Origin of the sequence: Halorussus aquaticus (assembly GCF_024218795.1) — an archaeon.
In the GTDB taxonomy this organism is placed as follows: Archaea; Halobacteriota; Halobacteria; order Halobacteriales; family Haladaptataceae; genus Halorussus; species Halorussus aquaticus.
The window spans coordinates 894,341-917,230 of sequence record NZ_CP100400.1; the positions used below are offsets into that span (position 1 = coordinate 894,341).

The 22,890-nt window shown below is 67.5% G+C and carries 19 protein-coding genes; 7 read left to right on the plus strand and 12 right to left on the minus strand.

Translation table 11 applies throughout. The annotated features are described in order from the left end of the window. Positions 1-112: 112 nt before the first annotated feature. The 4 genes from NGM06_RS04695 (at position 113) to NGM06_RS04710 (ending at position 5,119) form a co-directional block, all read left to right on the plus strand. A complete protein-coding gene (locus NGM06_RS04695; protein WP_379793204.1) occupies positions 113-724 on the plus strand; it encodes a flagellin in 612 nt (203 codons plus the stop codon). An 86-nt stretch (positions 725-810) separates the two neighbouring features. Next, complete coding sequence (locus NGM06_RS04700) at positions 811-2,031, plus strand: HEAT repeat domain-containing protein (RefSeq protein ID WP_254269164.1); 1,221 nt, start codon at positions 811-813, stop codon at positions 2,029-2,031. Positions 2,032-2,256: 225 nt separating this feature from the next. Then, the gene (locus NGM06_RS04705; protein ID WP_254269165.1) at positions 2,257-4,131 is read left to right on the plus strand and encodes a methyl-accepting chemotaxis protein; all 1,875 of its coding nucleotides are present in this window, start codon (positions 2,257-2,259) and stop codon (positions 4,129-4,131) included. 118 nt (positions 4,132-4,249) lie between these two features. Further along, positions 4,250-5,119: a CheF family chemotaxis protein gene (locus NGM06_RS04710; protein ID WP_254269166.1), complete on the plus strand. Its 870-nt coding sequence runs from the start codon at positions 4,250-4,252 to the stop codon at positions 5,117-5,119. Between the two features lie 242 nt (positions 5,120-5,361). Here the strand turns inward: NGM06_RS04710 and NGM06_RS04715 are convergent, their stop codons facing one another. The 4 genes from NGM06_RS04715 to NGM06_RS04730 all read right to left on the minus strand — a co-directional run bounded on the left by NGM06_RS04715 (position 5,362) and on the right by NGM06_RS04730 (position 11,369). Beyond that, entirely contained in the window at positions 5,362-6,792 is a 1,431-nt protein-coding gene (locus NGM06_RS04715) for a S8 family peptidase (RefSeq protein ID WP_254269167.1), read from the minus strand. Positions 6,793-6,978: 186 nt separating this feature from the next. After that, positions 6,979-7,950 carry an NAD-dependent epimerase/dehydratase family protein gene (locus NGM06_RS04720; RefSeq protein ID WP_254269168.1) on the minus strand — a complete coding sequence of 324 codons (972 nt, stop codon included), beginning with the start codon at positions 7,948-7,950 and terminating at the stop codon, positions 6,979-6,981. Positions 7,951-8,048: 98 nt separating this feature from the next. Next, positions 8,049-9,515, minus strand: coding sequence for a flippase (locus NGM06_RS04725; protein WP_254269169.1), 1,467 nt, complete (start codon positions 9,513-9,515; stop codon positions 8,049-8,051). Positions 9,516-9,566: 51 nt separating this feature from the next. Then, the gene (locus tag NGM06_RS04730; protein WP_254269170.1) at positions 9,567-11,369 is read right to left on the minus strand and encodes a hypothetical protein; all 1,803 of its coding nucleotides are present in this window, start codon (positions 11,367-11,369) and stop codon (positions 9,567-9,569) included. A 321-nt stretch (positions 11,370-11,690) separates the two neighbouring features. Between NGM06_RS04730 and NGM06_RS04735 the strand changes: the two genes are divergently transcribed. Continuing rightward, complete coding sequence (locus tag NGM06_RS04735; RefSeq protein ID WP_254269171.1) at positions 11,691-11,858, plus strand: DUF7331 family protein; 168 nt, start codon at positions 11,691-11,693, stop codon at positions 11,856-11,858. Between the two features lie 10 nt (positions 11,859-11,868). Here the strand turns inward: NGM06_RS04735 and NGM06_RS04740 are convergent, their stop codons facing one another. The 8 genes from NGM06_RS04740 to NGM06_RS04775 form a co-directional block, all read right to left on the minus strand. Further along, positions 11,869-12,900 carry a glycosyltransferase gene (locus tag NGM06_RS04740; protein ID WP_254269172.1) on the minus strand — a complete coding sequence of 344 codons (1,032 nt, stop codon included), beginning with the start codon at positions 12,898-12,900 and terminating at the stop codon, positions 11,869-11,871. A gap of 186 nt (positions 12,901-13,086) precedes the next feature. After that, positions 13,087-14,175, minus strand: a complete 1,089-nt coding sequence (locus NGM06_RS04745) for a GNAT family N-acetyltransferase (protein WP_254269173.1) — start codon at positions 14,173-14,175, stop codon at positions 13,087-13,089. After that, entirely contained in the window at positions 14,172-15,287 is a 1,116-nt protein-coding gene (locus NGM06_RS04750) for a polysaccharide deacetylase family protein (RefSeq protein ID WP_254269174.1), read from the minus strand. The genes NGM06_RS04745 and NGM06_RS04750 overlap by 4 nt, the downstream gene beginning before the upstream one ends. After that, positions 15,280-16,341, minus strand: coding sequence for a non-hydrolyzing UDP-N-acetylglucosamine 2-epimerase (wecB, locus tag NGM06_RS04755; protein WP_254269175.1), 1,062 nt, complete (start codon positions 16,339-16,341; stop codon positions 15,280-15,282). The genes NGM06_RS04750 and wecB overlap by 8 nt, the downstream gene beginning before the upstream one ends. Further along, positions 16,338-17,759, minus strand: a complete 1,422-nt coding sequence (locus NGM06_RS04760; RefSeq protein ID WP_254269176.1) for a nucleotide sugar dehydrogenase — start codon at positions 17,757-17,759, stop codon at positions 16,338-16,340. The genes wecB and NGM06_RS04760 overlap by 4 nt, the downstream gene beginning before the upstream one ends. Beyond that, positions 17,756-18,745: a Gfo/Idh/MocA family protein gene (locus NGM06_RS04765; protein WP_254269177.1), complete on the minus strand. Its 990-nt coding sequence runs from the start codon at positions 18,743-18,745 to the stop codon at positions 17,756-17,758. Before NGM06_RS04765 ends, NGM06_RS04760 begins: the two co-directional genes overlap by 4 nt. After that, positions 18,735-19,823, minus strand: a complete 1,089-nt coding sequence (locus tag NGM06_RS04770) for a DegT/DnrJ/EryC1/StrS family aminotransferase (RefSeq protein WP_254269178.1) — start codon at positions 19,821-19,823, stop codon at positions 18,735-18,737. The genes NGM06_RS04765 and NGM06_RS04770 overlap by 11 nt, the downstream gene beginning before the upstream one ends. Next, on the minus strand, positions 19,820-20,401 hold the full coding sequence (locus tag NGM06_RS04775) for an acyltransferase (protein WP_254270074.1): 582 nt from the start codon (positions 20,399-20,401) through the stop codon (positions 19,820-19,822). Before NGM06_RS04775 ends, NGM06_RS04770 begins: the two co-directional genes overlap by 4 nt. A gap of 493 nt (positions 20,402-20,894) precedes the next feature. On the opposite strand from NGM06_RS04775, the gene NGM06_RS04780 reads away from it, so the two are divergent. Together NGM06_RS04780 and glmM are read left to right on the plus strand one after the other, a co-directional pair. Continuing rightward, entirely contained in the window at positions 20,895-21,455 is a 561-nt protein-coding gene (locus tag NGM06_RS04780; protein ID WP_254269179.1) for a DUF7344 domain-containing protein, read from the plus strand. 1 nt (position 21,456) lies between these two features. Then, positions 21,457-22,770, plus strand: coding sequence for a phosphoglucosamine mutase (gene glmM, locus NGM06_RS04785; RefSeq protein WP_254269180.1), 1,314 nt, complete (start codon positions 21,457-21,459; stop codon positions 22,768-22,770). The last annotated feature ends 120 nt before the right edge of the window (positions 22,771-22,890 follow it).

Below are 22,890 nucleotides of genomic sequence, written 5' to 3' on the forward strand. Positions count from 1 at the left end.
GACCAATATCACGTCTGATAATCGTGGCCGTAGATTTATTACGGAGGTTTGTATCGTTCCGGATAGAGTCCGTGGTCAATGTCACATTGACGTTCGGACAGGACGTGAGAAAATGAAAGAAAAAATCAAGGAGCGGTTAACTGACAGAGGTCAAGTGGGTATCGGTACGCTCATCGTGTTCATCGCGATGGTGCTGGTCGCTGCAATCGCAGCGGGCGTTCTCATCAACACGGCAGGATTCCTCCAGACGAAGTCCGAGCAGACTGGTCAGGAGTCCAGCGCGCAGGTCTCGAACCGCGTGCAGGTCGTGAGCGCGTTCGGTAACGTCGGTAACGAGCAGGTCACCGACATCAGCCTGACGGTCATGCGCGGGTCCGGGTCCGACGACATCAACCTCTCGGCCGCCACTATCGAGTGGATCGGCCCAAAGAAAGCTCAGACCCTCGTCTACGACTCTGACGAAGGTAAAGCTAGTGACGAGGTTACTGGACCAGATTCTGACTCGTTCACGGTCAACACCATCAAGGACCCCGACGGTTCGAAGCCTGTCCTCAACACGCAGGACGACCGTCTCGAAATCAAGATGAGTCCCGAAGAAATCAGCAGTGCGCTCGGTGAGGGCGAAGAGGTCAAACTCAAGCTCACCACGCAGTACGGAGCAGTGACGCTCTACCGCGCCAACGTTCCGCAGTCGCTCTCCCAGGAGAGCGCAGTCACGGTCTAACGCGCACAGTTCGCTAACCGACCTTCCTCTCGACGTTCAGTCGAGTACCACCACGTTTTTTCTCGGACCGATTCGATTGGACAGTCGTGACTTCGCTGTTCGAACTGGAGAAGACGGGGGACGTGGACAAACTCACCACGCTGTTGACCAACAGCAACAGCGAGCCGGTCCGTCAGCGCGCGGCCGACATCCTCGGCGAGGTAGACGCCGAAGACCGCAACGTGCTGGACCCGCTGGTGACTGCGGCCCAGAGCGACGACAGCGAAGTGGTTCGCGCCGCGGCCATCGACGCCCTCGACCAGCGTCACGCCGTCGAACGCTTGGTCTCCGCGCTGACCGGCGAGGAAGTACCGACCGAAGGAGCCGAGTGGGCGCGGGCGGAGGCGCTGGTCGAGACCCTCTCGGCGGACCAACCGGAACTCCGGATGGCCTCGGCCAACGCGCTGGGTCGCATCGGCAACAAAGCCGGGACGAAGGCGCTCGTGAGCCGTCTCGGCGACGCCGACCAGCGAGTCCGGGCGCGGGCGGCCCGCGCGCTCGGCCGCATCGAGGACCCGCGGGCCGTCCCGGCGCTCCGGAAGCGACTGGGCGACGAGAGCGTCGAGGTCCGACGGGAGGCCGCCGACTCGCTCGGTCGCATTGGCGGCGAGGAGTCGCTCGAAGCGCTGCTGGACCTGCTCGACGACGAGAGCGAGACGGTCCGGCGCATCGCGGCCAACTCGCTCGGTAACTTCGGTAGCGCGAAACCGCTGGACGCGCTGGTCTCGTTACTGTCCGACGAGGTCGAGGCGGTCCGGCGAGCGGCGGTGTTCTCGCTCATCGAACTCCTCTCGAACGCGCCCGGCCAGCAGAGCCACCAGTTGCGCGAACGGATGGTCGAGAAACTGAGCGCGACCGACCACCGGAGCGTCGTGGACTCGCTGGTGGACATCCTCGACCAAGGGACCCAACCCCACCAGCGTCGGAACGCGGCGTGGTTGCTCGGCAGAGTGACCGGCGAGCGCAACCGGGAGGCAGCCATCGAGGCGTTGGCGTCGGTACTCGACGACAAGGACGGGATGACCGCGCAGTTCGCCGCGACCAGCATCGCCAACGTCGGGGGCGAGAGCGCCGAGGACGCCCTGCTGGACGTGCTGGACGACCCCGAGGCGAGCAGCGACGCTCGGTCGAAGGCGGCGTTCACGCTCGGGAAGGTCGGCGGCGAACGCGCCCGCCGACGACTCGACGCCATCATCGACGACACCGACGACGAGGAGGTCCGGGAACGGGCGTTCTCCGCGCTCTCGAAACTCGGTGGGAGAGGGTAGCGGTATCGGCGATTCAGCGCCGGACAGCGGACGCCTGCGCCGGACCTGAGGCGGAATCGCGACGACGCCGACTCGCGCACGCCACCGGGTTATCGCGCGTGAAATTTGCGTAAAACTTTATATCCGGTTGGTGTCTCTTTCAGGCATAAGATGGTCAGGGACAGATTACTGAAAATTCTCCGGAATTTACGCGGCGGTGATAGCCCCGCCGAACGACAGCGAAACGTGACCTTCGACGGCGGTACCCAGACCGGTGAGGTCTCCGTCTCCGGCGGTCGAACCGTCACGCGTTCGCAACTCGACGAGGCGTATCGGAACACCGACGCGAGCGACGACCTCCGTCAGGCGCAGGCGGTCCACCTCGGGCAAGTTCTCGACGACCCCGCGTCTGCGTCCGGTGACGCGACCGACCTCGGCCGACGACACGTCGACGCCGAGGTGTCGGCCGCGGCGTTCGCCGAAACCTACGAAGTCGGCGTCGAGGAACTGGTTTCGGAGACGTTCGAGCGACTCGGCCACCGACTCGGCGCGAACAACGAGGCGGTCGCCGAGGAACTCCAGCGCGCCGAAGACGAACTCCAGTCCGCGCTCTCGGCGACGATGGCCGACATGCGGACCGGTCTCGACGCCTACGGGTCGGCGGGGTCGGTCGGGTCGGCCGACGAGGAGGACGAACTCAACGTGGACGACGACGACCTGCTCGACGGTATCGGCGTTCCGGTCTTCATGCTCGACACCCAACGCGACGAGGTCGCGGCGTGGAACTCCGCGCTGGCCGACCTCACCGGCGTCCCGGCCGAGCAGGCGCTCGGGACCGAAAACGTCTCCGAGGCGTTCTACCCCGACGGGCGGCGCGTGAAGACGCTGGCCGACAAGGTGGCCGAGGCCCCGGAATCGGCAGACGTCGAGTTCGGCGTCGGGAGGGCCGACACCGAACGGAGGCTCTACACCGACGAGAGTACGATGGTGGACCGCGAGGGCGTCGAGCGGAGCATCGAGTTCTCGGCCATGCCGCTGTACGACGACGGTGAACTCATCGCGGTCGTGGAGACGGTCCGCGACCGGACCGAGGACGTCCGGCGTCAGGAGGGCGTCACCTCGCTGGTCGAGGAACTCATCGGGACCCTGACCGCGATGGAGATGGGCGACCTCTCGGCCCGCGCGTCGTTCGAAGACGAACACGGGGTCGTAGACGACTCACTGGTCGAAGTCGTGGGACAGGTCAACGCCATGGCCGAGCGGTTCGAGACGCTGACCGAACGCGTCGGCGAGAAGGCCGACGACCTCGAAAGCTCGGTCGAACAGGCCTCCCAGTCGGCCCGCGCCATCGACGAGCGCGTCGGCGAGCAGACCGAACAGCTCTCGGAGGTCGCCACCCAGATGGAGAACTTCTCGGCGAGCATGGAGGAGGTCGCGGCGAGTTCCGACGAGGTCGCGTCGGCGGCCGAACAGGCCAAAGCGTCGGCCGACAGCGGTCTCGAATCCAGCGAGGGCGCTCGCGAGGCCACCGACGAGGTCATCGAGATGAGCGAGGAACTCGTGGGGACCGTGACCGAACTCGAATCCCAGATGAACGAGATCGAAGACGTGGTCGAGGTCATCGCCGAGGTGGCCGACCAGACCAACCTGCTCGCGCTCAACGCCAACATCGAGGCCGCACGCGCGGGCGAGGCCGGAAGCGGGTTCGAGGTCGTCGCCGACGAGGTCAAGGAACTGGCCAACGAGACCCGCGAACACACCGAGGAGATAGCCGGGCGTATCGAGGAGATTCAGTCGCAGGCCAACGAGACCGTCGTCGCGGTCGAGGAGTCTAACGAACAGGTCAAGTACGCCGGGCAGGAAATCGAGGACGCACTGGTGGCGCTCGAAGAGATCGCCGACGCGGTCGAAGAGGCCGCGACCGGCGTGACCGAGGTCGCGGAGGCCAACGACGAGCAAGCCGCCAACGTCGAGCAGGTGATGGCGACGGTCGAGGACGTGCGCGACCAGACCCGCGAGGTCGAGGGCGCGACAGACGACATCGTGTCGGCGACCCGCGAACAGACCGAAGCCATCGAGGAACTCGCCGCGCGAGTAGACGACATGCGAAGCGAGTCCTGACCATCAATCCGTCCCTGTGATGACCGTATCGAATCCCGACAGACCACATCCCTCCGGGGACCCACTAGGCGACGGGTCGCCGACGCGAGCGACCGCGCCGAGAACGTAGACACGACTCATGAGCAAGGAAGGCGAGCACAAGATCACAGATACGCAGGGGAAGTTCTTGCAGGTCGTGAAGAGCGGCCGCAAACTCAACGACCCCGACTGGACCAGCGGCCGCGTTCTGCTGTCGAACAAGCGGATCGTGTTGGCCGGTAATCAGGGCAAGCGGTCGATTCCGCTGTCCGACGTGAAGGGCCTGAAAGGCCGCTACGACGTCAATCAGGCGGTCGCTTCGGTTTCGGATTACCTCAGCGTCGAGTTCGGCGACAACGTCATCCTTATCGGCACGAACGTGGACATCGAGGAGTTCGAGACCGACCTCTACGGTGCCCTGCTGAACCAGAAGATGATTCTGACCAAGCACCCCGCCGTCGAAGGGGGCGTGGTGCAGGACACCAACTGGGAGAAGGCCCGCGTCAAGATTACCGACGGCATGGTCAACGTCGCCATCGCCTCGGGCACGTTCGTCGGCATCGAACTCGACGACATCGGGTCGGTCGAACGCGCGACCCGGACGGTCAAAGGCGAACAGCGGACGGTGCTGGAGGTCGAACACACGCAGGGCGACACCAGCGTCCAGACGTACGTGTCGGGACAGACCCGCCGCTGTGCGCTCTTGGAATCGCTGTTTCAGAAAGGCGAACGCAAGAACGAGGGCGGCGTCGAACTCGACGAGGTCGAGAAGGAGGTGCTGATGGCGCTCTACTCCGGGGTCTCGCCGTTCGAGATTCCCGGTTTCCTCGGCATGGAAGTGGACGAAGTCGAGAGTATCTTCGAGCGACTCATCGAAGTGGACGTACTCGAAGAAGTCCGCAAACGGCGGGAAGTGAGTCTGAAGACTCGCGGCCGCAACATCGCGAGCGAGTCCATCAACGAGAAGTGACGCGAATCTGATTTCGAACCGGCGTACCGTCGTTCGACATCCACGAACGAGCGCCCGATACGGGAATCGTTCGGTCGCTACGCTCCGTCTGGCTGGCGACGGGTCGGAATCCGGTTCTGACGATACGTGGAACGACGACCGACATCCGAAACCGAGACTGTCGAGCAGTCGGGCTATCCGAAGACGGTCGCCGGAACGAACGCCGAAAACGCAACTGCGAAAACGAGAACGGTCCGCGCCGGTTATCGGAGGCGCTTGACCAGTCGGCGGAGGTCGAGGTGGCCCGCGCCGTGGTACAGTTCGCCGCCCGGTGCGTCCGTCGCGGTCTCCTTTATCAGCGATTCGAGTTCCTCGGCGGTGATGTCGGGTCGGAGCGAGCGTGCGAGCGCGACTGCGCCGGTCACCTGCGGGGCCGCCATGGACGTGCCCGCCTTCCAACCGTAGTCGGGAACCGGTTCGCCGTCGGCGTCGTACTCGACGACGCTCGAGTACACGAGGTCGTAGTACCAGCCCTCGATGCCCTTCCGATACGCGTCGAGGTCGTAGTTACCGCCCTCGGCACTCACGTCCACGCCCTCACCGTAGTTGGTGTACTTCGCGGGCTGGGTCGTCGGTTTCTCCAACTTCTTGAGTCCCTTGTCCTCGCGGCTGGGCTTCTTGTCGTCCCAGAGGTAGCCGATGGGACCCGTGGCGGAGACGCCGAAGATGCCCTCGACCTCCGTCGGGAGGCTGATGACGTCGTCGGGGGTCATGTCGACGCTGGCGTTCCCGGCGGAGTTGACGATTATCATGTCCTGCGAGCGGGCGTACTCCGCGAGACGGCTGTAGGCTTCCTTCACGCCGGAGACCCAGTCCTCGTTCGGGTTCGCGGGCGGGTACCCGACGCTGAAGTTCGCGGCGTCACAGCCCTTGGTCGCGGCGTCGGTGAGCGCCGCTATCGTGTCGCCGGTCGACGCGCCTTCGCCGGGAACGCCCGAGAAGACGCGGTGAGCGACGATTTCGGTCGCGGGCGCGGTACCGAGGACTCCCTCGCCGTTCGCGTTCGTCCCGGCGACGATGCCCGCGACGTGAGTCCCGTGGTCGCCCGCGCCGTTGGGTCGGAAGTCGTAGTCGTCGGTGGTGTAGTTCGCCGACAGTTCCGTGTTGACCACGTCTGCGAGGTCAGGATGGCCGTCGTAGACGCCCGTGTCCACGACGGCGACGCGACTACCCTCACCCTTCGTGGTGTCTTGGACGGTCCGACCGTTACCGGGGTTCTCGGTCAAGTCGCCGACGCGCTGTTTGCGCTTGTCCCACTGGAGTTCGGTGTTGGTCGGTTCGCCGCTGTCCCACGCGGGACCCTTGCTGCCCTCGCCCTTCGCGTCGTGTTCCTTGGCCGGGCCGCCGTCGTACGTCTGGTCGTCTCGGTAGACCGTCACGTCCGGCGTCGTGGACGACCCACCGGGGACCGCGTCCGGGTCCCCCCGCGCCGCGAGGAGGTCGATCTCCGAGATGTCGTGGATGATCTCCACGTCGTCCGGGACGTCACTGCGTGAAACCTCCTGCAGGTCGACGAGGAACCGCGTCTTTCGCGCTCCGCTTCCGTCCGCACTGACCGGTCCACTCACCAGCGCTGCGCTACCGACAGCGCTCCCCGCCGCCTTGAGGAACGTCCGCCTGCTATGGTCTGACATGCATAACATACATCCACTACAATTCATATAAATGTTTATAGACGAGTAAGTAAACAGAACTCGGCAGAATAGTAGTTTTATTGTCGATTAATCTCCGAGAGTGGAATCGGTCACGGAACGATAGCTCTCGGGACCGTTCGTCCGGCAAAGCTCTCTGAACGCCGAAAACAGAACGCGCGGGTCCGATTACCGACCTTGCTTCGACTCGGCCAACGCACGGAGACCTGCCTCCAGCGAAACCGACGGTTCGTACCCGAGTTCCGTCCGCGCCTTCGAGACGTCGGCCTCGCTGTGTCGGATGTCGCCCGGTCGCGGTTCGACGTGGGTAATCTCGGCGTCGGAGTCGGTCACCTCGACGACCGTCTCCGCGAGTTCTTCGACCGTGACGCTGCGGCCCGTGCCGACGTTGAACGCCTCGCCCACGCGGTCGGTCGTCGCCGCAAGCAGGTTGGCCTGCACCACGTCCGAGACGTGAACGAAGTCCCGAGTCTGCTGGCCGTCGCCCTCGATCGTCAGCGGGCCGCCGTCGGCCGCCTGTCGGAAGAAGACGTTCACGACCGCGCTGTACTCGGGGTTCTGGCGCGGTCCGTAGATGTTGAAGTAGCGTAGCGCGACCGTCTCCAGTCCGTACAGGTCGTGGTACCGCCGGGCGTAGTGGTCGAGCGAGAGTTTGTCGATGCCGTACGGCGAGGTGGGGTCCTTCGAGTCGCCCTCCGAGACCGGCACCGACTCCGGGTGGCCGTAGACGGCGGCCGACGACGCGAGGACGACGCGGGCGTCCTCCTCGCGGGCGCGTTCGAGCAGGTTCACGGTCGCGGCGGCGTTGACCCGGTTGCTCTCCGTCGGGTTCTCCACCGACTCCTCGACCGACACCAGCGCGGCCTCGTGGAACACGAGGTCGGTCCCGTCCATCGCCTCGGCGACCGTCTCGTGGTCACAGATGTCGCCTTCCGCGAGTTGCGCGCCCTCGGGAACGTGTTCGCGCGCGCCGCCCGAGAGGTCGTCGAGCACCCGCACCTCGTTGTCCTCGACCAGCGCCTCGGCGAGGTGGCTTCCGACGAAGCCAGCGCCGCCGGTTATCAGTACGGTCTGGTTCGACACGTCGGGGGTCCGGTCCGCTCCGACCGCTCCGCGGTCGGACGCGTCGGTGTCGTTCATGCTCCGACCCTCGCCGCCGAGAGCCAAATAATTGGGAGTCTCGTTCGTGACATGGGTTTCGGTGAGTGAGTGAGTTCGTCGAATCGTCTGTTCGGTCTTCAGGTGAGGATGGTTCTGACGCGCCGGAGGTCGAGCAGGCCGCCCGCCACCGACAGTCCGGCCCAGACCGCCACGCCCGCCAGAATCGAGACGACCAGCGCGCCGATGCCTCCAATCTGGGCGAGAACCGTGTACACGGCGGCCGACATCGCGGCCGTGACCGCGACCACCGCCGCGAGGTGACGGACGAGTTCGGTGACCGACAGCGACAGTTCGGCGTGGATGACCCAGAGGGTCACGGCCAACACCGCGGTGTGAGTGATGACGGTGGCCGCGGCCGCCCCGACCACGCCGAACGCGGGAATCATCACGAGGTTCAGCAGGAAGTTACCGACCGACCCGCCCCCTTTGGCGACGGCGCGCTCGCGCGCCCGACCGAGGAAGTCGAGGGCGTCGCCGGTGACGTACGAGACCGCCTGAAGGACGACGTAGGCCGCGAACATCTGGAGGACAGGCACGGCGTCGACCCACTTCGCGCCGAAGACGAGTCGAATCGCGGGTTCGGCCACGATGACCATCCCGGCGGCGGCCGGGACGTAGAGCAGGAGGATGTACTTCAGCGTCGTCTCGTATATCTGGGCGGCGTGGTCGGTCTCGCCCTCGGCCTTGTGTTCGCCGTAGGCGGGCGAGAGCGTGAACCCGAGCGAGGCCGCGGGCGAGTGGATGAAGTCCACTATCTGCTTCGAGAGGTAGTAGTAACCCACCGCGACCGGGTTCATGAAGTAGCCGACCAGAATCGTGTCCACGCGCTTGTCGAGGATGTTGGCCCCGCGGGTCGCGGTCAGCGGGACGCTGTACCGGGCGACCCGGCGGGTGAGACCGTCCTCGGGCGGTTCGTCGCGGTCGGCGTCGCGGTAGCACTTCCGGTAGAGCAGGCCGAGGCCGACTAGCGCGCCCACGCCGTAGCCCACGATGTAGCCGACCAGCGCGCCGACCGCGCCGCCGACGAGGAGGACGAACACCACCGCGAGGAGGAGTCGGCCGACCGACCCGACCGCCCGAATCGCGGCGCTGTAGGTTATCTGGTTGTACCCCTGGAACAGCACCTGCGAGAAGGTGAACAGCGAATGGACCGCGACGTACCCCGCTCCGAGGACCAGTAGAGGACCGATTTCGGGTTGGCCGACGACCCGGGCGATGTGCCCGCTGAGGAGCGCGAACAGGCCGCCCACGACGCCGATGGCCGCGAGGCGGTAGACCACCGCCGCCCGGAGGACGTGGGGAACCTGACTCGGGTTCGTCTCTCGGTACTCCGTGATGTAGCGCGCGGCCGCCTTCGCGATGCCGAGGTCGGTGAACAGTTGCACGACGCCCATCACCGCCAGCGCCGCCCCGAGCAACCCGTACTCCGTCTGGGTGAGCAGGACTCTGGCGAGGACGACCATCAACACGCCGCTGGCGACCATGTGGAGGGCGCGGGCGCTCAGCATCGCCTTGAACGAGCGCGCGAAGCGTTTCAAGTCCATAGTGGTTCGAGTGCATCGTCGTTCGGTCGGTTGTGCGCGACTCGCGTCACGTTAGCTCGTCCCGTTTATCCGGTACATCTGGAAGCCGCCGTTGGCCTGCACGCGGTTCAGTCCGGGCGCGGCGTCGAGCGACCGGAACCCGCGCGCGCCGAACCGGAAGCCGTCGTACACCCGCAGGTCGCGTTGGCGCGCCCGGTCGGTGAACGCGAGGTACCGGTCGTCGTAGTGGCGCGCCACGTAGCGTCCGGTGAAGTTCTCTCCGACCGCGGGGTGGGAGTCGTCGGTGTAGAGGCTCCCGGCGGCGAGTTTCAGTCGCCGACTCTGCTGGTAGCCCAGAACCCCGTCGGTCCACCGCTCGCCGCCCGACCGGATGCCGATGAAGGGACTCGACCCGCGGTGTTCGATGGCCGTCTCGTACCCGCTCATCTGGGCCTCGGAGACGTGGCTGGAACTCTGGTACATGTACGGCGACTGGTAGACCGTCGGGACCGACAGCGCGAGCATGACCACGACCGCGACGCCGACCACCGTCCGCGCGGTTCCCGGCGAGAATCGCGTCGAGAGGGTGTCCATCCCGCGAGCGAGCGCCACCGCGCCGAGTATCGTCACCAGCACCATGATGAACCCGAGCTGTCGGAAGTGCAGCTTCTCGTAGCTGACGATGAAGTAGGCGGTGAACAGTCCGAACAGCGGGACCAGCGCGAGTCCGAGGTACCGGGAGAACGACGTCACGTCGGGCGCGTCCTCGAACCGGCCGAGGAGGCCGCCGAGGACCGACAGTCCGGCGAGCGCGCAGAACACGACGCTCACGAGGAACAGCTTGGCGAACAGTATCTGGAGGGAGCCGCCGACCGCCGACACCGACCCCGCGGCCTGCGTGGTCTCTTGGCCGAGCCGGAACCCGCTCGACAGCATGCCGAGCAGCGCGGAGGTCGCCCCGGTCGCGCGCTCGTGGCGAGGTGCCCACACCGCGAACACTCCTGCGAGGAACACCGTCTGGAGCGCGAGCGTCCGGTGGTCGGTCTCGCGACTCCCGACGAAGCGGGCGAGGAGTTGGAGGCCCAAGATGGAACCGAACACGACGAGGACGTTCGCGGCCTGCTGGGGGTGGACCAGCACGACCGCCATCGAGGTGACCGCCATCAGCGCCCCCGTCGGGGTGCCGACGAACAGGCCCTCGCGGTCGGCGCGGACCAGGTACCGCGCCGCGAGGTAGAGTATCAGCGGCAGAAACATGATGGCCTGCGTGGTCGGATGGGGCATGTCGAAGACGCTGACGTTGTTTATCGGCAGGAACAGCAGCGCAGACAGCGCCGCCAGCGTGGTCGCGCGCCGGTCGCGGGTGATGGTCCACGTCGTCAGCGGGACGAACAGGAGGAACACCGCGGTGAACGCCGACACCATCACCAGCATCGCGCGGGGGAGTCCCATCCCCGTCACGTCCGAGAGAATCACCGCGACGGTGTGAGTCCCGGGGTAGAGGAAGTTCAGCACCGAGAGCTTTCCGGCGGCGATGTCCTTGGCCCACCCGAGGTGGGTCAGCGAGTCGCCCGCGCCGAAGAAGTAGTACGACCGCAGTACGGGGAGCGAGGCCACCGCGAACATGGCGACTCCGGCGAGGACCAGCGCCAACCGCCCGGCGATTCCCTCGGCCCGGAGACCGACGAAGACCCCGACCAGCAGCGCGATGCTCGTTCCGACCCAGAACGCGACCGGCGTCCCGGCGTATATCGAGAGTTCGTACGCCTCGGGCGGCGACCCGTGAGCGACGAGCACCGCCGCGGCGAGCGACGCGAAACCGACGATGAGTGCGCCTTTCTCCCGTCTCCGGGAGGTGTGCGTGTCCGTATCCATGGTGATGTCAGACCGCGCCCGTCCGGACGCGTAGTTACTTCCAGAACTCCCCGCGTCGGGGCTTTGTTATGGGCCGCCTGTGCCGCCGTAGGCGGTGAAAAACCCGTCACGGGCGGGGATTTTCGGACGCGAGGCGTCAGGTACGGTCCCGGACTGGTCGGCCCATCGCGAAGCGAACTCGGCCCGCCACGGTGTGGACTCGGCCCCCCAACGAGCCGGTTGCGGTCGCGCGGTTACCTGCGAGTTAGCTAACCCTTATCAACTCGCGGCGGTAAGTTACCCATAGAAACCCGCTTACGGAACAGAAGCGGGCGACACCCAATGACCGAGAAATACGATACCGACAACAACCGCGACGAAGACGCGCTTCAGACGGAGCGATACGCCGCCGTCAGCGACGGCGCGGGCGAGATGGTGGTCTACGACACCGAGAACACCGACGCGTGGCTCAAGTCCGACGCGGCGGTCGAAGTCGCCGAGATGGCGTAGCCGAGTCGCTTCAGCTCTCCTCTTTCTGATACGGCGGAGATTCGACAGTGCGTACCATCGGAGCGTCGGGTGCCGTTTCTCCCGTCCTGCGACCCGCGGCGGTTCCCGGCACTCGTCGACTCGCCGAGTCCCGACCGAGCGCGCGCTCGTAGACGGCCGTGAGGCGCGCCGCCGTCCGCTCGACGCGCAGGTCCGCGACCGACTCCCGGCCGTTCGACCGCCGGGGGTCGGCGAGTATCTCTGCCAGCGCCGCGGCGAGTCCCGCGTCGGAGTCGCCGACGAACGACGGCGAGACGCCCCGCAGGCGCTCGCGCACGTCGCCCACGTCGGTCGCGACCACCGGCAGATTACAGCACAGCGCCTCCTTGACCGAGTTCGGCAACCCCTCCCAGCGGGAGGTCAGCAGGAGCGCGTCCGCCGCGTTCATGTAGTTCGGCATCTGGTCGTGGTCCGCGTCGCCGAGCGAGTGGAGTTCCACGGGGGCGTCCACCCGCTCGCGGGCCGTCTCCACCACGCGTCCGGCCCGCGGGAAGTCCTTGACCTCCCGGTCGGGCGCGTAGGGAAACAGGACGTGGCGGGCGTCGTGGGACCACCCGACCGCGGCGCGGGCCTCGGTCCGCGGGGCGGGCCGGAACTGGTCGAGGCTCACCCCGTGGGCGACGATGTGGGTCTCCCGGTCGAGTTCGGCCGCCATCTCCTCGGACATCACGACCACTTCGTCGGCGCGCCGAGCGCAGGTCCGCGAGAGCCACCCGAACGCGCCGAGCAGGTCCGACCCCCACAGCGAGAGGACGACCGGGAGGCGGGACTGGGCGAGCGCGGCCGGGGCGGTCAGGCCGTAGTTGGCGTGGACGAGGTCGTAGTCGCGCGCGGACTCGGCCAGCACCTCCGGGACGAATCGGAGATAGTCTCGAATCGACCGGCCCGCCTCGGGGTCGCCGGGCACTTCGAGCGTGGTTCGCTCGACGCCCAACTCCGCCAGCGCGTCGGTCTCCCGCCGGTAGAACCCGGGGACGTTCGCAGTGAGACTCAGCACCTTCATTTGTTCTCCGTGGTCCGAGCGGGACCACTTCTCGGCTACTTGACTCGGGTCGGCCTTTGTAATTCGCCCGTTTCAGCGGTTCAACGGGCGGTCACGGAGAATCGACTCGACTGCCGGTCGGTTAAGTACCGTAGAAACGAGGTGCGTTCACCGCCGCGGCGGTTCGTCCGTGGGCGGGTCAGACGCTCACTGGACGAGTTTGTACGCCCGCTTGGCGACGTCCATCGCCGCGCCAGACGACTCCACGACGTAGTAGGGTACGAGGTCCGCGCCGAACTTGGCCTTGTACCGGCAGAGGCGCTCGGTGTTCGCGCCCATCAGGTCGTACTTGGTCACCGACTCGACCGGCGGGTCCTCGATGAGGTCCTCGACCAGTCGCCAGTGGATGAGGCTGTTGACCGCGGTCCCCTCGTAGATGCACTTCGCGCCGCCCTGCCAGAAGTAGGCGTGGTCGTTCGAGTAGAGCGCGGTGATGCCCGAGAGGTACTCGCCGTCGCCGTCGCGGGCGACGTAGGCCCGCGCCCGGTCGTTCTCCGACAGCGCCTCGAACAGGTCGCGGACGTACGGCCACGTCAGCGCGAACGGTTCGTCCTGCTCGGCGTAGCGCGCGCTCGTCGCCTCGAACACGTCGCGTGCGCCCTCCACTCCTTCGGTCTCGACGGTCACGTCGAGGTCCTCGGCGTCTCGAATCTCCCGGCGGAGGCTCTTGGAGAACGACTTGCGCACGTCGTCGGCGCTCCGGTCGGCCACGTCGAGGAAGTAGGTGAAGTTGGGTTCGACCTGCAGGTTCCCCCACGCGTACGGCCGGGGGTCGCCGTAGGCCGCGTTGCACTCCATCCGGAAGAGCGTCAGTCGCGAGTCCACGTCGAGTCGGTCCAGAACCGTCTCGGCCATCGGCGACTCCACGCCCGCCTCGGCGAGTCGCCGGTCCAGACCGAGGTCGGTGCCGACCTGCTGGAGGACCGACTCGGTGAACTCGTTGTTGACCTTCTCCTGCTTGCGGCGCTTCGGACTCGTCGGCATCAGAATCGGCCCGAGGCGCGGGATTCCCATGCTGGGTGGCGGCGACGTGACCGCGGTCCCCACCGACTTCTGCTGGACGAACACTGGCAGGAGCGCGATGGGCTGTTGGCCCTTGAACCCGCCGAACAGTTTCATCTCGGCGTCGGTGTGGCGCGCGACCACCTCCAGCGCCTCCGGCAGGTGAAACACTTCGAATCCGTCACTCGGCAGCGCAGACTCCCACTCCGACAGTTCGAGTTGCTCGACTCTCATCCTGTTGACTCCGTGTTAGCACCGGTTTTCACTTTGTTATCGTCCACCTGTTCGGTCCGTAGGCGTCTCCTGTGGCGATTCTCGGCGCGGCCGGTCGCCGCGGTACTCGGGTCGTCTGTCTCTGCTCGCCCGGTCTCCGAATCGTCCGCCTCGGCCGCTTCGGCGCTGCTTCGCTCCTCACTGTCCGCGGGGTGGGCCATCAGGTCGTAGTAGTCGGCGGGCGGGCCGACCCACGCGCCCATCTCCAGCGCTCGCTCGACGAGTCGCCGGTAGAGCCGCCGGTAGCCCGGGAAGTCGGTCTGATTGAACAGCCGAGGGTGCCACAGCGCCGACATCACCGCGCCCTCGTCGGCGGCCTCCGCCAGCAGTCGCTCGCACTCGGACCACGCCGCCGCGAAGTCCTCGCCCGGGTCCGGGAGCGCACACTCCATGACGGTCAGCGGGAACACCACGAACTCGTCGCCGAACGGCCGGAGCGGCAGGTAGCCGTGGTCGAAACCGTACTCCTCGCTCGACCCGAGGCTGGCGTCGTACCGCAGGCCGAGCGCGCGGTGGTGGTCCCACGTCTCCGGGCCGCGGTTGAGGTGGTGCTGGCGGCCGCCGACTACCTCCTCGCCGAGCGCGGCCTCCAGTCCGGTCTTCTCCATCCGGAGGCGGTCCCTGTCGTCGTAGGCGTCGTAGGACCCGTGGAGACCGACCTCCCACCCGCCGTCCCGGAGTCGGTCGAGCAGGGCGAGCATCTCGGGCGTCTCGATGTCGTACCGGCCCAGATGCTCGACCCAGTAGAAGGGGTCCAGCCAGTCGCTCGGCGAGCGTTCGAGTACGTGCTGTTCGCGCAGAACGTAGAACGCCGAGCGGACGCCCAGCGACGCTTCGAGGTCCGTAATCTCCTCGAACTGCCACCACGGGTTCTCGCCGGGCAGCAGCGCCTTCAGTTGGCGGGGGTCGCGGTGTTCGACCGCGTGGTACACCGACTGGACCGTCTTGTACGGTCGGTCCACGTCGTGAGTCAGCAGGAGCGCGAACTCGGCGTCGGCGACGGCCGACGGGACTCCGGCGACGTGAGGGTCGTCTTTCGGTCCGATCCGTCGGGAATCGTCGGGGTCAGGCATCGTCCAACAGGGCGGTAATCCGCGCCGCGGCGTCGCCATCGCCGTAGGGCCGGGGCTTCTCGGTCGGCGGGTCCGCGTTCGCCAGTGCGCGGCGGATACGCTCTTCGTCCGCGCCGACCAGCGCGTTCCACCCGGCCTCGACCGTCTCGCGCCACTCGGTCTCCTCGCGCATCGTCACGCACGGCGTGTCGAGGAAGAACGCCTCCTTCTGGACGCCGCCCGAGTCGGTCGCCACCGCGTCGGCGCAGTCCTGCAGGCGCACGAAGTCGAGGTAGCCCGCCGGGTCGGTCAGGGTCAGTCGCTCCCGGGCGTCCTCGTAGAGTTCGTATTCCCGCATACGGTTTACCGTGCGGGGGTGGGCGGGCAGGACGACTTCCCGGGGGTCCTCGGCCAGCGCGTCGAGGATGGCCGCGAGCTTCGCGGGGTCGTCGGTGTTGCCCGCGCGGTGGACCGTCGCAAGTACGTATTCGCCCGCCTCGACGCCGAGGTCCTCCAGCACCGTCGAGTGTTCCTCGGCCCGGTCGCGCGCCCAGAGGACGGCGTCGTACATCACGTCGCCGGTGTCGTGGACCGCGCCCGGGACCGACTCCTCGCGGAGGTTCTCGACCGCGCGCCGGGAGGGCGCGAACAGGAGGTCGGCGGCGTGGTCGGTCAACACCCGGTTGACCTCCTCGGGCATCTCGCGGTTGTAGCTCCGGAGTCCGGCCTCCACGTGGGCGAGGTCGGTGTCCATCTTCGACGCCGCCACCGCCGCCGCCAGCGTGGAGTTGGTGTCGCCGTAGACCAGCACCGCGTCGGGGTCCTCTGCCTCGATTCGCTCTTCGAGGCCGACTATCATCTCGGCGGTCTGCGCGCCGTGGCTGTCCGACCCCACGCCGAGGTTGTCGTCGGGTTCCGGGATGCCCAGTTCGTCGAAGAACACGTCCGACATCTCCTCGTCGTAGTGCTGGCCGGTGTGGACCAGCACCTCCTCGTGGCTCCGGCGGAGTTCCCGGGACACCGCGGCGGCCTTGACGAACTGGGGTCTCGCGCCGACCACGGTCAGGACCTTCATCGTCGGCCCCCCTCGCGGTCGGCCGCGTCGATACGTCCGTCCGTCGCGTTCGAGTTCGTTTCCATTGATTTTCCGCTCCCGATAGTGTAGACTCGGTGGTCGGTCTCGTCGAGTTCGAGCGTCTGGCGGCCGTCCACGACCACCAGTGGGTCGAACCGTTCCCACGAGATGTCGTCGAACTCCTCGTGGGGCGTCACGAGCACGACCGCGTCGAGTCCGCGGTCGTAAATCTCATCCTGCGATATCATTTCGGCCGCGAACCCCTCGGCGTCGTCCAGCATGGGGTCCACCGCGACGACATCCGCGCCGAGGTCCGCGAGTCGCTCGGCGATGGGTCCGGCGGGAGTGGCGCGGGTCTCCTCGACGCCGGGCCGGTAGGTGAGTCCGAGTACCCCGACCGTGGCTTCGCCCGGCGAGACGCCCTCGGCGTCGAGTTCGCGGGTCAGCGTCTCGACCGTGAACCGGGGCATCGAGTCGTTGACCTCGCGGGCGGTCTCCAGCAGTCTGGCCTCGGTGTCGAAGCCGTTGATGACGAAGTACGGGTAGTAGGGGATGCAGTGACCCCCGACGCCGGGACCGGGCGCGTGAATCTCGCAGAACGGCTGGGTGTTGGCCGTCTCGATGGCCTCGTTCACGTCGATGCCCAGTTCGTCGGTGAGGGTGGCCAGTTCGTTCGCCAGCGCGATGTTCACGTCCCGGTACAGTCCCTCGAACACCTTGACGGCCTCCGCGGTCGTGGCGTCCGAGACCGCGAGCACGTCGTTGTCCGTGATTTCGCCGTAGACCAACGCCGCGACTCGGGTACTCTCGTCGTCCGCGCCGCCGACCACCTTCGGGTACGCGCCGCGGATGTCTTCCAGCGCCCGCCCGCTGGCGGTCCGCTCCGGGCAGAACGCGAGACCGAACTCGTCGTGACCCGCCGCCTCGGCGAGCATCGGTTCGAGCAGGTCTTCGCAGGTCCGGGGCGGCACCGTACACTCCACGACGACGAGGTCGCCGGGGTCGAGTCCCGACCCGACGTCCTCGGCCACCGACTGTAGGATGGAGAGGTCGGCCTCGTGGTCGTCGGTGATGGGCGTCGGCACGATGACGACGTGCAGCGCCGCGCTTTCGGCCGCTTCCGCGGGGTCGTCGGTGGCCTCGAACGCGCCGTCTTCCACCGTCTCGGCGACCAGTTCCGGCAGACCGGGTTCGCGCTTGACGTGGCACTCCCCGTCGTTGATGGTCTCGACTACCTCGGGGTCCACGTCCGCGCCGACGACGTTGCCCGACACGTCGGCGTACACCGCGGCGAGGGGGAGTCCCATCTTGCCGAGACCGTACACCGCGACCGGAACCCGTCCCGAGCGGAACGCCTCGCGCTGGTCGGACTCGGGCAGGTCGCTGTCGTACAGGTGGACGACCTCCTGCAGGCTCACCGGGCGCTCACCTCCGCGGGCCGTCGCTCCTCGGCCGCGATGTCGTCGATGCGTCGCACCACTTCGAGGACGCGCAGGCCGTCCTCGCCGGAGACCACCGGGTCGGCGTCCGAGGTGGCCGCGGCGACGAACGACTCCAGTTGGTTCTTGAGCGGTTCGCCCGTCTCGACGGTCGGGCGCTCCACGATGCTCTCGTGGCGGTAGCGCACGTCGCCGTTGTCCTCGATGTACTCGGGCAGCGAGTGGCGGTGAATCTCGACCGACCGGTCGATGTAATCGACGTTGACCCGACAGCTCTCGGCGGTTATCGAGAGTTTGCGGACCCGCTGTTGGGTCACCCTGCTCGCGGTGAGCGAGGCGACGGTCCCGTCGCCGAACTCGAGGGACGCGGTGGCGTACTGGTTGTTCTTGACCCCGTTGGCGGTGACGTTCTCGGGGGTCTCGCCGAGCATCGCCAGCACCACGTCCACGTCGTGAATCATCAGGTCCAGCACCGCGCTCTCGTCCACCGCACGGCCCTCCGGCGGCGGCCCGAGTCGGTGGGCCTCGACCGCGATGACGTCGAGGTCGGCCACGATGTCGGCGAGCGCCCGAATCGCGGGGTTGAACCGCTCGACGTGGCCGACCTGAATCGTCACGCCCGCCTCGTCGGCGCGCTCTATCAGTTCGCGGCCGACCGCGGGGTCGTCCACGAACGGTTTCTCGACCAGCACGTCCACGCCGTTGTCGATGCAGTCGCCCGCGATGTCGGCGTGGAACTGGGTCGGGACCGCGATGGAAGCCACGTCGGTGGCGTCGAGGAGCGCGTCCATGTCCATCGCGCGGGTGCCGTGGTCCTCGGCGACCTCCCGCGCCTGCTCGCCGTCCACGTCGAAGACGCCGACCAGATTCACGTTCGGCAGTTCGCTGTACACTCGCGCGTGATGACGGCCCATGTTCCCGACGCCCACGACCGCGGCGTTCGTCGGGTTGCGTTCAACGTTCATACTCGTGGATTGCGGCGGTGATGGTTCGGAGGTCCTCTTCGGAGACGTTCGGGTGGACCGGCAGGGAGAGCGCCTGCTCGGCGGTTCGCTCCGCGACCGGGGCGGTGTGGCTCACGCCGTCGTAGGCGGGTTGCTCGTGGATGGGCGTCGGGTAGTAGACGCCCGTGCCGACGCCCTCGTCGTCGAGGTGGTCGGCGAGTCCGTCCCTGTCGTCGGTCCGAATCGTGTACTGGTGGTAGACGTGGCGGCGGTCGTCGGGTTCTGTCGGCGTCACCACGTCGGCGTCGGCCAGCGCGTCGGTGAGGGCGGCGGCGTTCGACCGCCGGGCCTCGTTGTAGTCGGGCAGGCGGTCCAACTGGACCCGGCCGATGGCGGCCGCCATCGAGGTCATCCGGAAGTTGTGCCCGACCCGGACGTGTTCGTAGCCGCCTTCGGGCGGCCGACCGTGGTTGACGAAACTCGCGGCCCGCTCGGCCACGTCCTCGCGGTCGGTGGTTATCATCCCACCCTCGCCCGTGGTCATGTTCTTGGTCGGGTACATCGAGAAGCAGGCCGCGTCGCCGAACGACCCGACGGTCCGCCCGTCGAACGCCGCGCCGTGGGCCTGTGCGGCGTCCTCGACCACCGCGAGGTCGTAGTCGTCGGCCACGTCGAGTAGGCGGTCCATCTCCGCAGGGAGTCCGTAGAGGTGGACCGGCACGACGGCGGCCACGTCGTCCTCGCGCCGAATCGCCTCCTCGACCGCGGTGGGGTCGAGGTTGAAGGTGTCGGGGTCGATGTCGGCGAACACGGGTTCTGCGCCCGCGAGTCGAATCGCGTTGGCGCTGGCCACGAACGAGAACGGCGTGGTCACCACCTTGTCGCCCTCGCCGACGCCGACCGCTTCGAGGGCGGCGTGGAGTGCGGTGGTGCCGTTGCTCGTGGCGAGAGCGTAGTCGGTCCCGCAGAACGCCGCGAACTCGTCCTCGAACGCCCGCACTTCGGGACCGTCCGCGAGGCGGCCGGACGTCATCACCTCGCGGACGCGCTCGATTTCGCGCTCGCCCATCTCGGGGGCGGCGATGGGAACGTCGCTCATGCGATGTCGTTCCCCCCGTCGAGGACCTCGGGCAGCGAACGATGCTCAGCGGGCGCGCCCATCGCCAGCGTCTCGGGCGGGACGTCCTCGGTCACGACCGCTCCGGCCGCGACGAACGACCCCTCGCCGACGGTGACGCCGGGGAGGAGCGTGGCGTTCGCGCCGACCGAGACGTGGTCTTCGAGAGTCGGTCCTTCCAACTCCACGTCCTTCCGAATCGGATAAGGGTCGTTGGTCAGCACCGCGCGGGGACCGACGAACACCTCGCTCCCGATGGTGGTCTCGGTCGGGACGTAGACGCCCGTCTGGAGGCTGACGTGGGACCCGATGGTCGTCGTCCCGTCGATAACCGTGTCGGTGCCGACCACCACGTCGTCGCCGATTCGGGTGTCCTCGCGCACGAGGACGTTGTGGCCGGTCGTGAAGTCGTCGCCGATCTCCACGTCGGCGTAGACGATGCTCCCCGAACGAATCGTGGCGCGGTCGCCCACGACCGGCGGCGAAGCGCCGTCGCGGTGGCGGTGGCCGACCGTGGCGGCGGGGGAGACGTCGCAGTCGTCGCCGAGTTGTGGGTCGATTCGACCGTCGGTCTGGGACCGGGTGTCTGCTTCGGTCACGATGTACTCACCTCCGCGCGTGAACGGGGAACCGTTCGAGCGCTCGTAGTCGATAGCGGAATCATAGTAGGTCAGTCGCTCTGCCCGGCCGTATCGCCGGACGGCGGGCCGGGCGTTATCGACTCAATGACCTGCAGACCTCTTTGTTATATGGCACCTTGAGACCGAGTATCCGCGGCCTATCCGGCCACTGTCAGGTGAATCCGGTCTCGCGCCTCGCCGATTTCGACCGCGAGCGACAGGCACCCCGTGTCCCGACGCCGACGCGGACAACTGAGTCGTACCGGCGGTCCGAGCGACCGTACCGTGACGTTACCCCCCGACAGCAACAGGGTAACAAAGTGCCAACGTGCCAATTTCCACGGTATGCGGCGGTCTTACCTGCGGACATCCTCCCAACCCGGTGGCTCTGAACGTGTATCGCCTCCGACGACCTGCCGATACCGACGGGAGCATGTCTCGCGCTGACGAACTCTCTCAGGACGAGGTCTTCGAGGTCCTGAAGAGTCCACGACGTCGATACGCGCTGTACTACCTCCGTCGGGAGGGCGGCGAGTCCGAACTCTCCGACCTGACCGAGCAGGTCGCGGCGTGGGAGAACGAGACGACGCCCGCGGCGCTATCGACCGACCAGCGCAAGCGCGTGTACATCTCGCTCTACCAGACCCACCTCCCGAAACTCGACGAGGCGAACATCGTGGAGTACGACCGCGACGCGGGCATCGTCCGTCTGGGCGACCGGGCGTCCGATCTCGACATCTATCTGGGCGACGTCTCCCGCGACGAGTTCCCGTGGGACCGGTACTACCTCGCGCTGGTCGCGGCCAGTTCGGTCCTCGTCGCGGCGGTGTGGCTCGACGCTCCGCTCTTCGGCGCGATTCCGGGACTCCTGCTGGCGACCCTCATTCTCGTCGTGTTCGGCGTCTCGGCGGTCGTCCACTTCCTGTCGTACAGGCGCAGCGGCACGGTCGGAACGCCGCCCGAACTGCACCGCGCGAACGGAGAGGGCAACTGATATGTTCGGAACCAGCGGTATCCGCGGCCGAGTCGGCGACGAAGTCACCTGCGACCTCGCGCTGGCGGTGGGACGCGCGCTCGCCAGCGAGGGCTACGACCGCGTGGTCGTGGGCAGGGACGCCCGCGAGAGCGGCCGGATGCTGGCGGACGCGGCCGTCTCCGGTCTCCGGGAGTGCGGCGCGGACGCCGTCCGTCTGGGCGAGGCCGCGACACCTACGGTGGCCCGGAGCGTCGGCTGGCTCGACGCCGACGCGGGCCTGATGGTGACCGCGAGTCACAATCCGGCCCCGGACAACGGGCTGAAGCTCTGGAACCCCTCGGGGAAGGCGTTCGACGAGCGCCAGCGCGAGACCATTGCCTCGCGCGTACGCGAACAAGACTTCGACCTCCGGGCGTGGGACGAACTGGGGGAGGTCACCGAGTGGGACGGCGCGGCGGAACGCCACGCGACCGAAGTAGTGCGCGGGGCCGCGTCGGGCGACCTCTCTGTCGTCGTGGACGTGGGCAGCGGCGTCGGACAGGTCACGGCCGAGGCGCTCCGGCGACTGGGCCACGACGTGCTGACGCTCAACGAGCGGCCCGACGGCTCGTTCCCGGCCCGGCCGAGCGAACCCACCGCAGAGAACTGCCGGGACCTCTCGTCGTTCGTCGCCGCGACCGACGCCGACCTCGGCATCGCCCACGACGGGGACGCCGACCGGATGCGGGCGGTCACCGAGCGCGGCGAGTTCGTGTCGGGCGACCTCCTGCTCGCGCTGTTCGCCCGCGAGGCCGCCAACCCCGGTGACGAGGTGGCGGTCCCGGTGGACACGAGTCTGACCGTCGCCGACCTCCTCGAAACGCAGGGCGTGTCGGTCTCGCGGACGCGCGTGGGCGACGTGTACGTGGCCGAGCGAGCGACCGACGGCGGTGTCGCCTTCGGCGGCGAACCGAGCGGCGCGTGGATATGGCCCGACGAGACCCTCTGCCCGGACGGCCCGCTGGCGGCGTGTCGGTTGGCGGGACTGGTCTCGCGGCGGGGGTCGCTCGACGCGCTCGTGGGCGAGGTCGACCGCTACCCGCTCCGGCGCGGGAACGTCGAGACCGAGCAGAAGGAGGCGGTCGTCGAGCACGTCCGCGAACGTGCATTCGCGGCGTACGACGACGTGTCGACCCTCGACGGCGTGCGCGTGGGGACCGACGACGGGTGGTTCCTCGTGCGCGCCAGCGGGACCCAACCGCTGGTCAGAGTGACTGCGGAAGCCAGAAGCGAAGCGCGGACCGATGAACTGTTCGCGGAAGCCCGAGGGCTGGTCGAAGAGGCGCGTCGGTAGACGTAGAGGGAGAAGCAGTCGGGCGGAACGTGAGAAAGAGACGGTCGAGTGAAAACCGAGTCGGACGAGGGGGGTCGAGCGAGAGACGAATTCGACGCGGTCAGGCGAGACGCGCTCGGG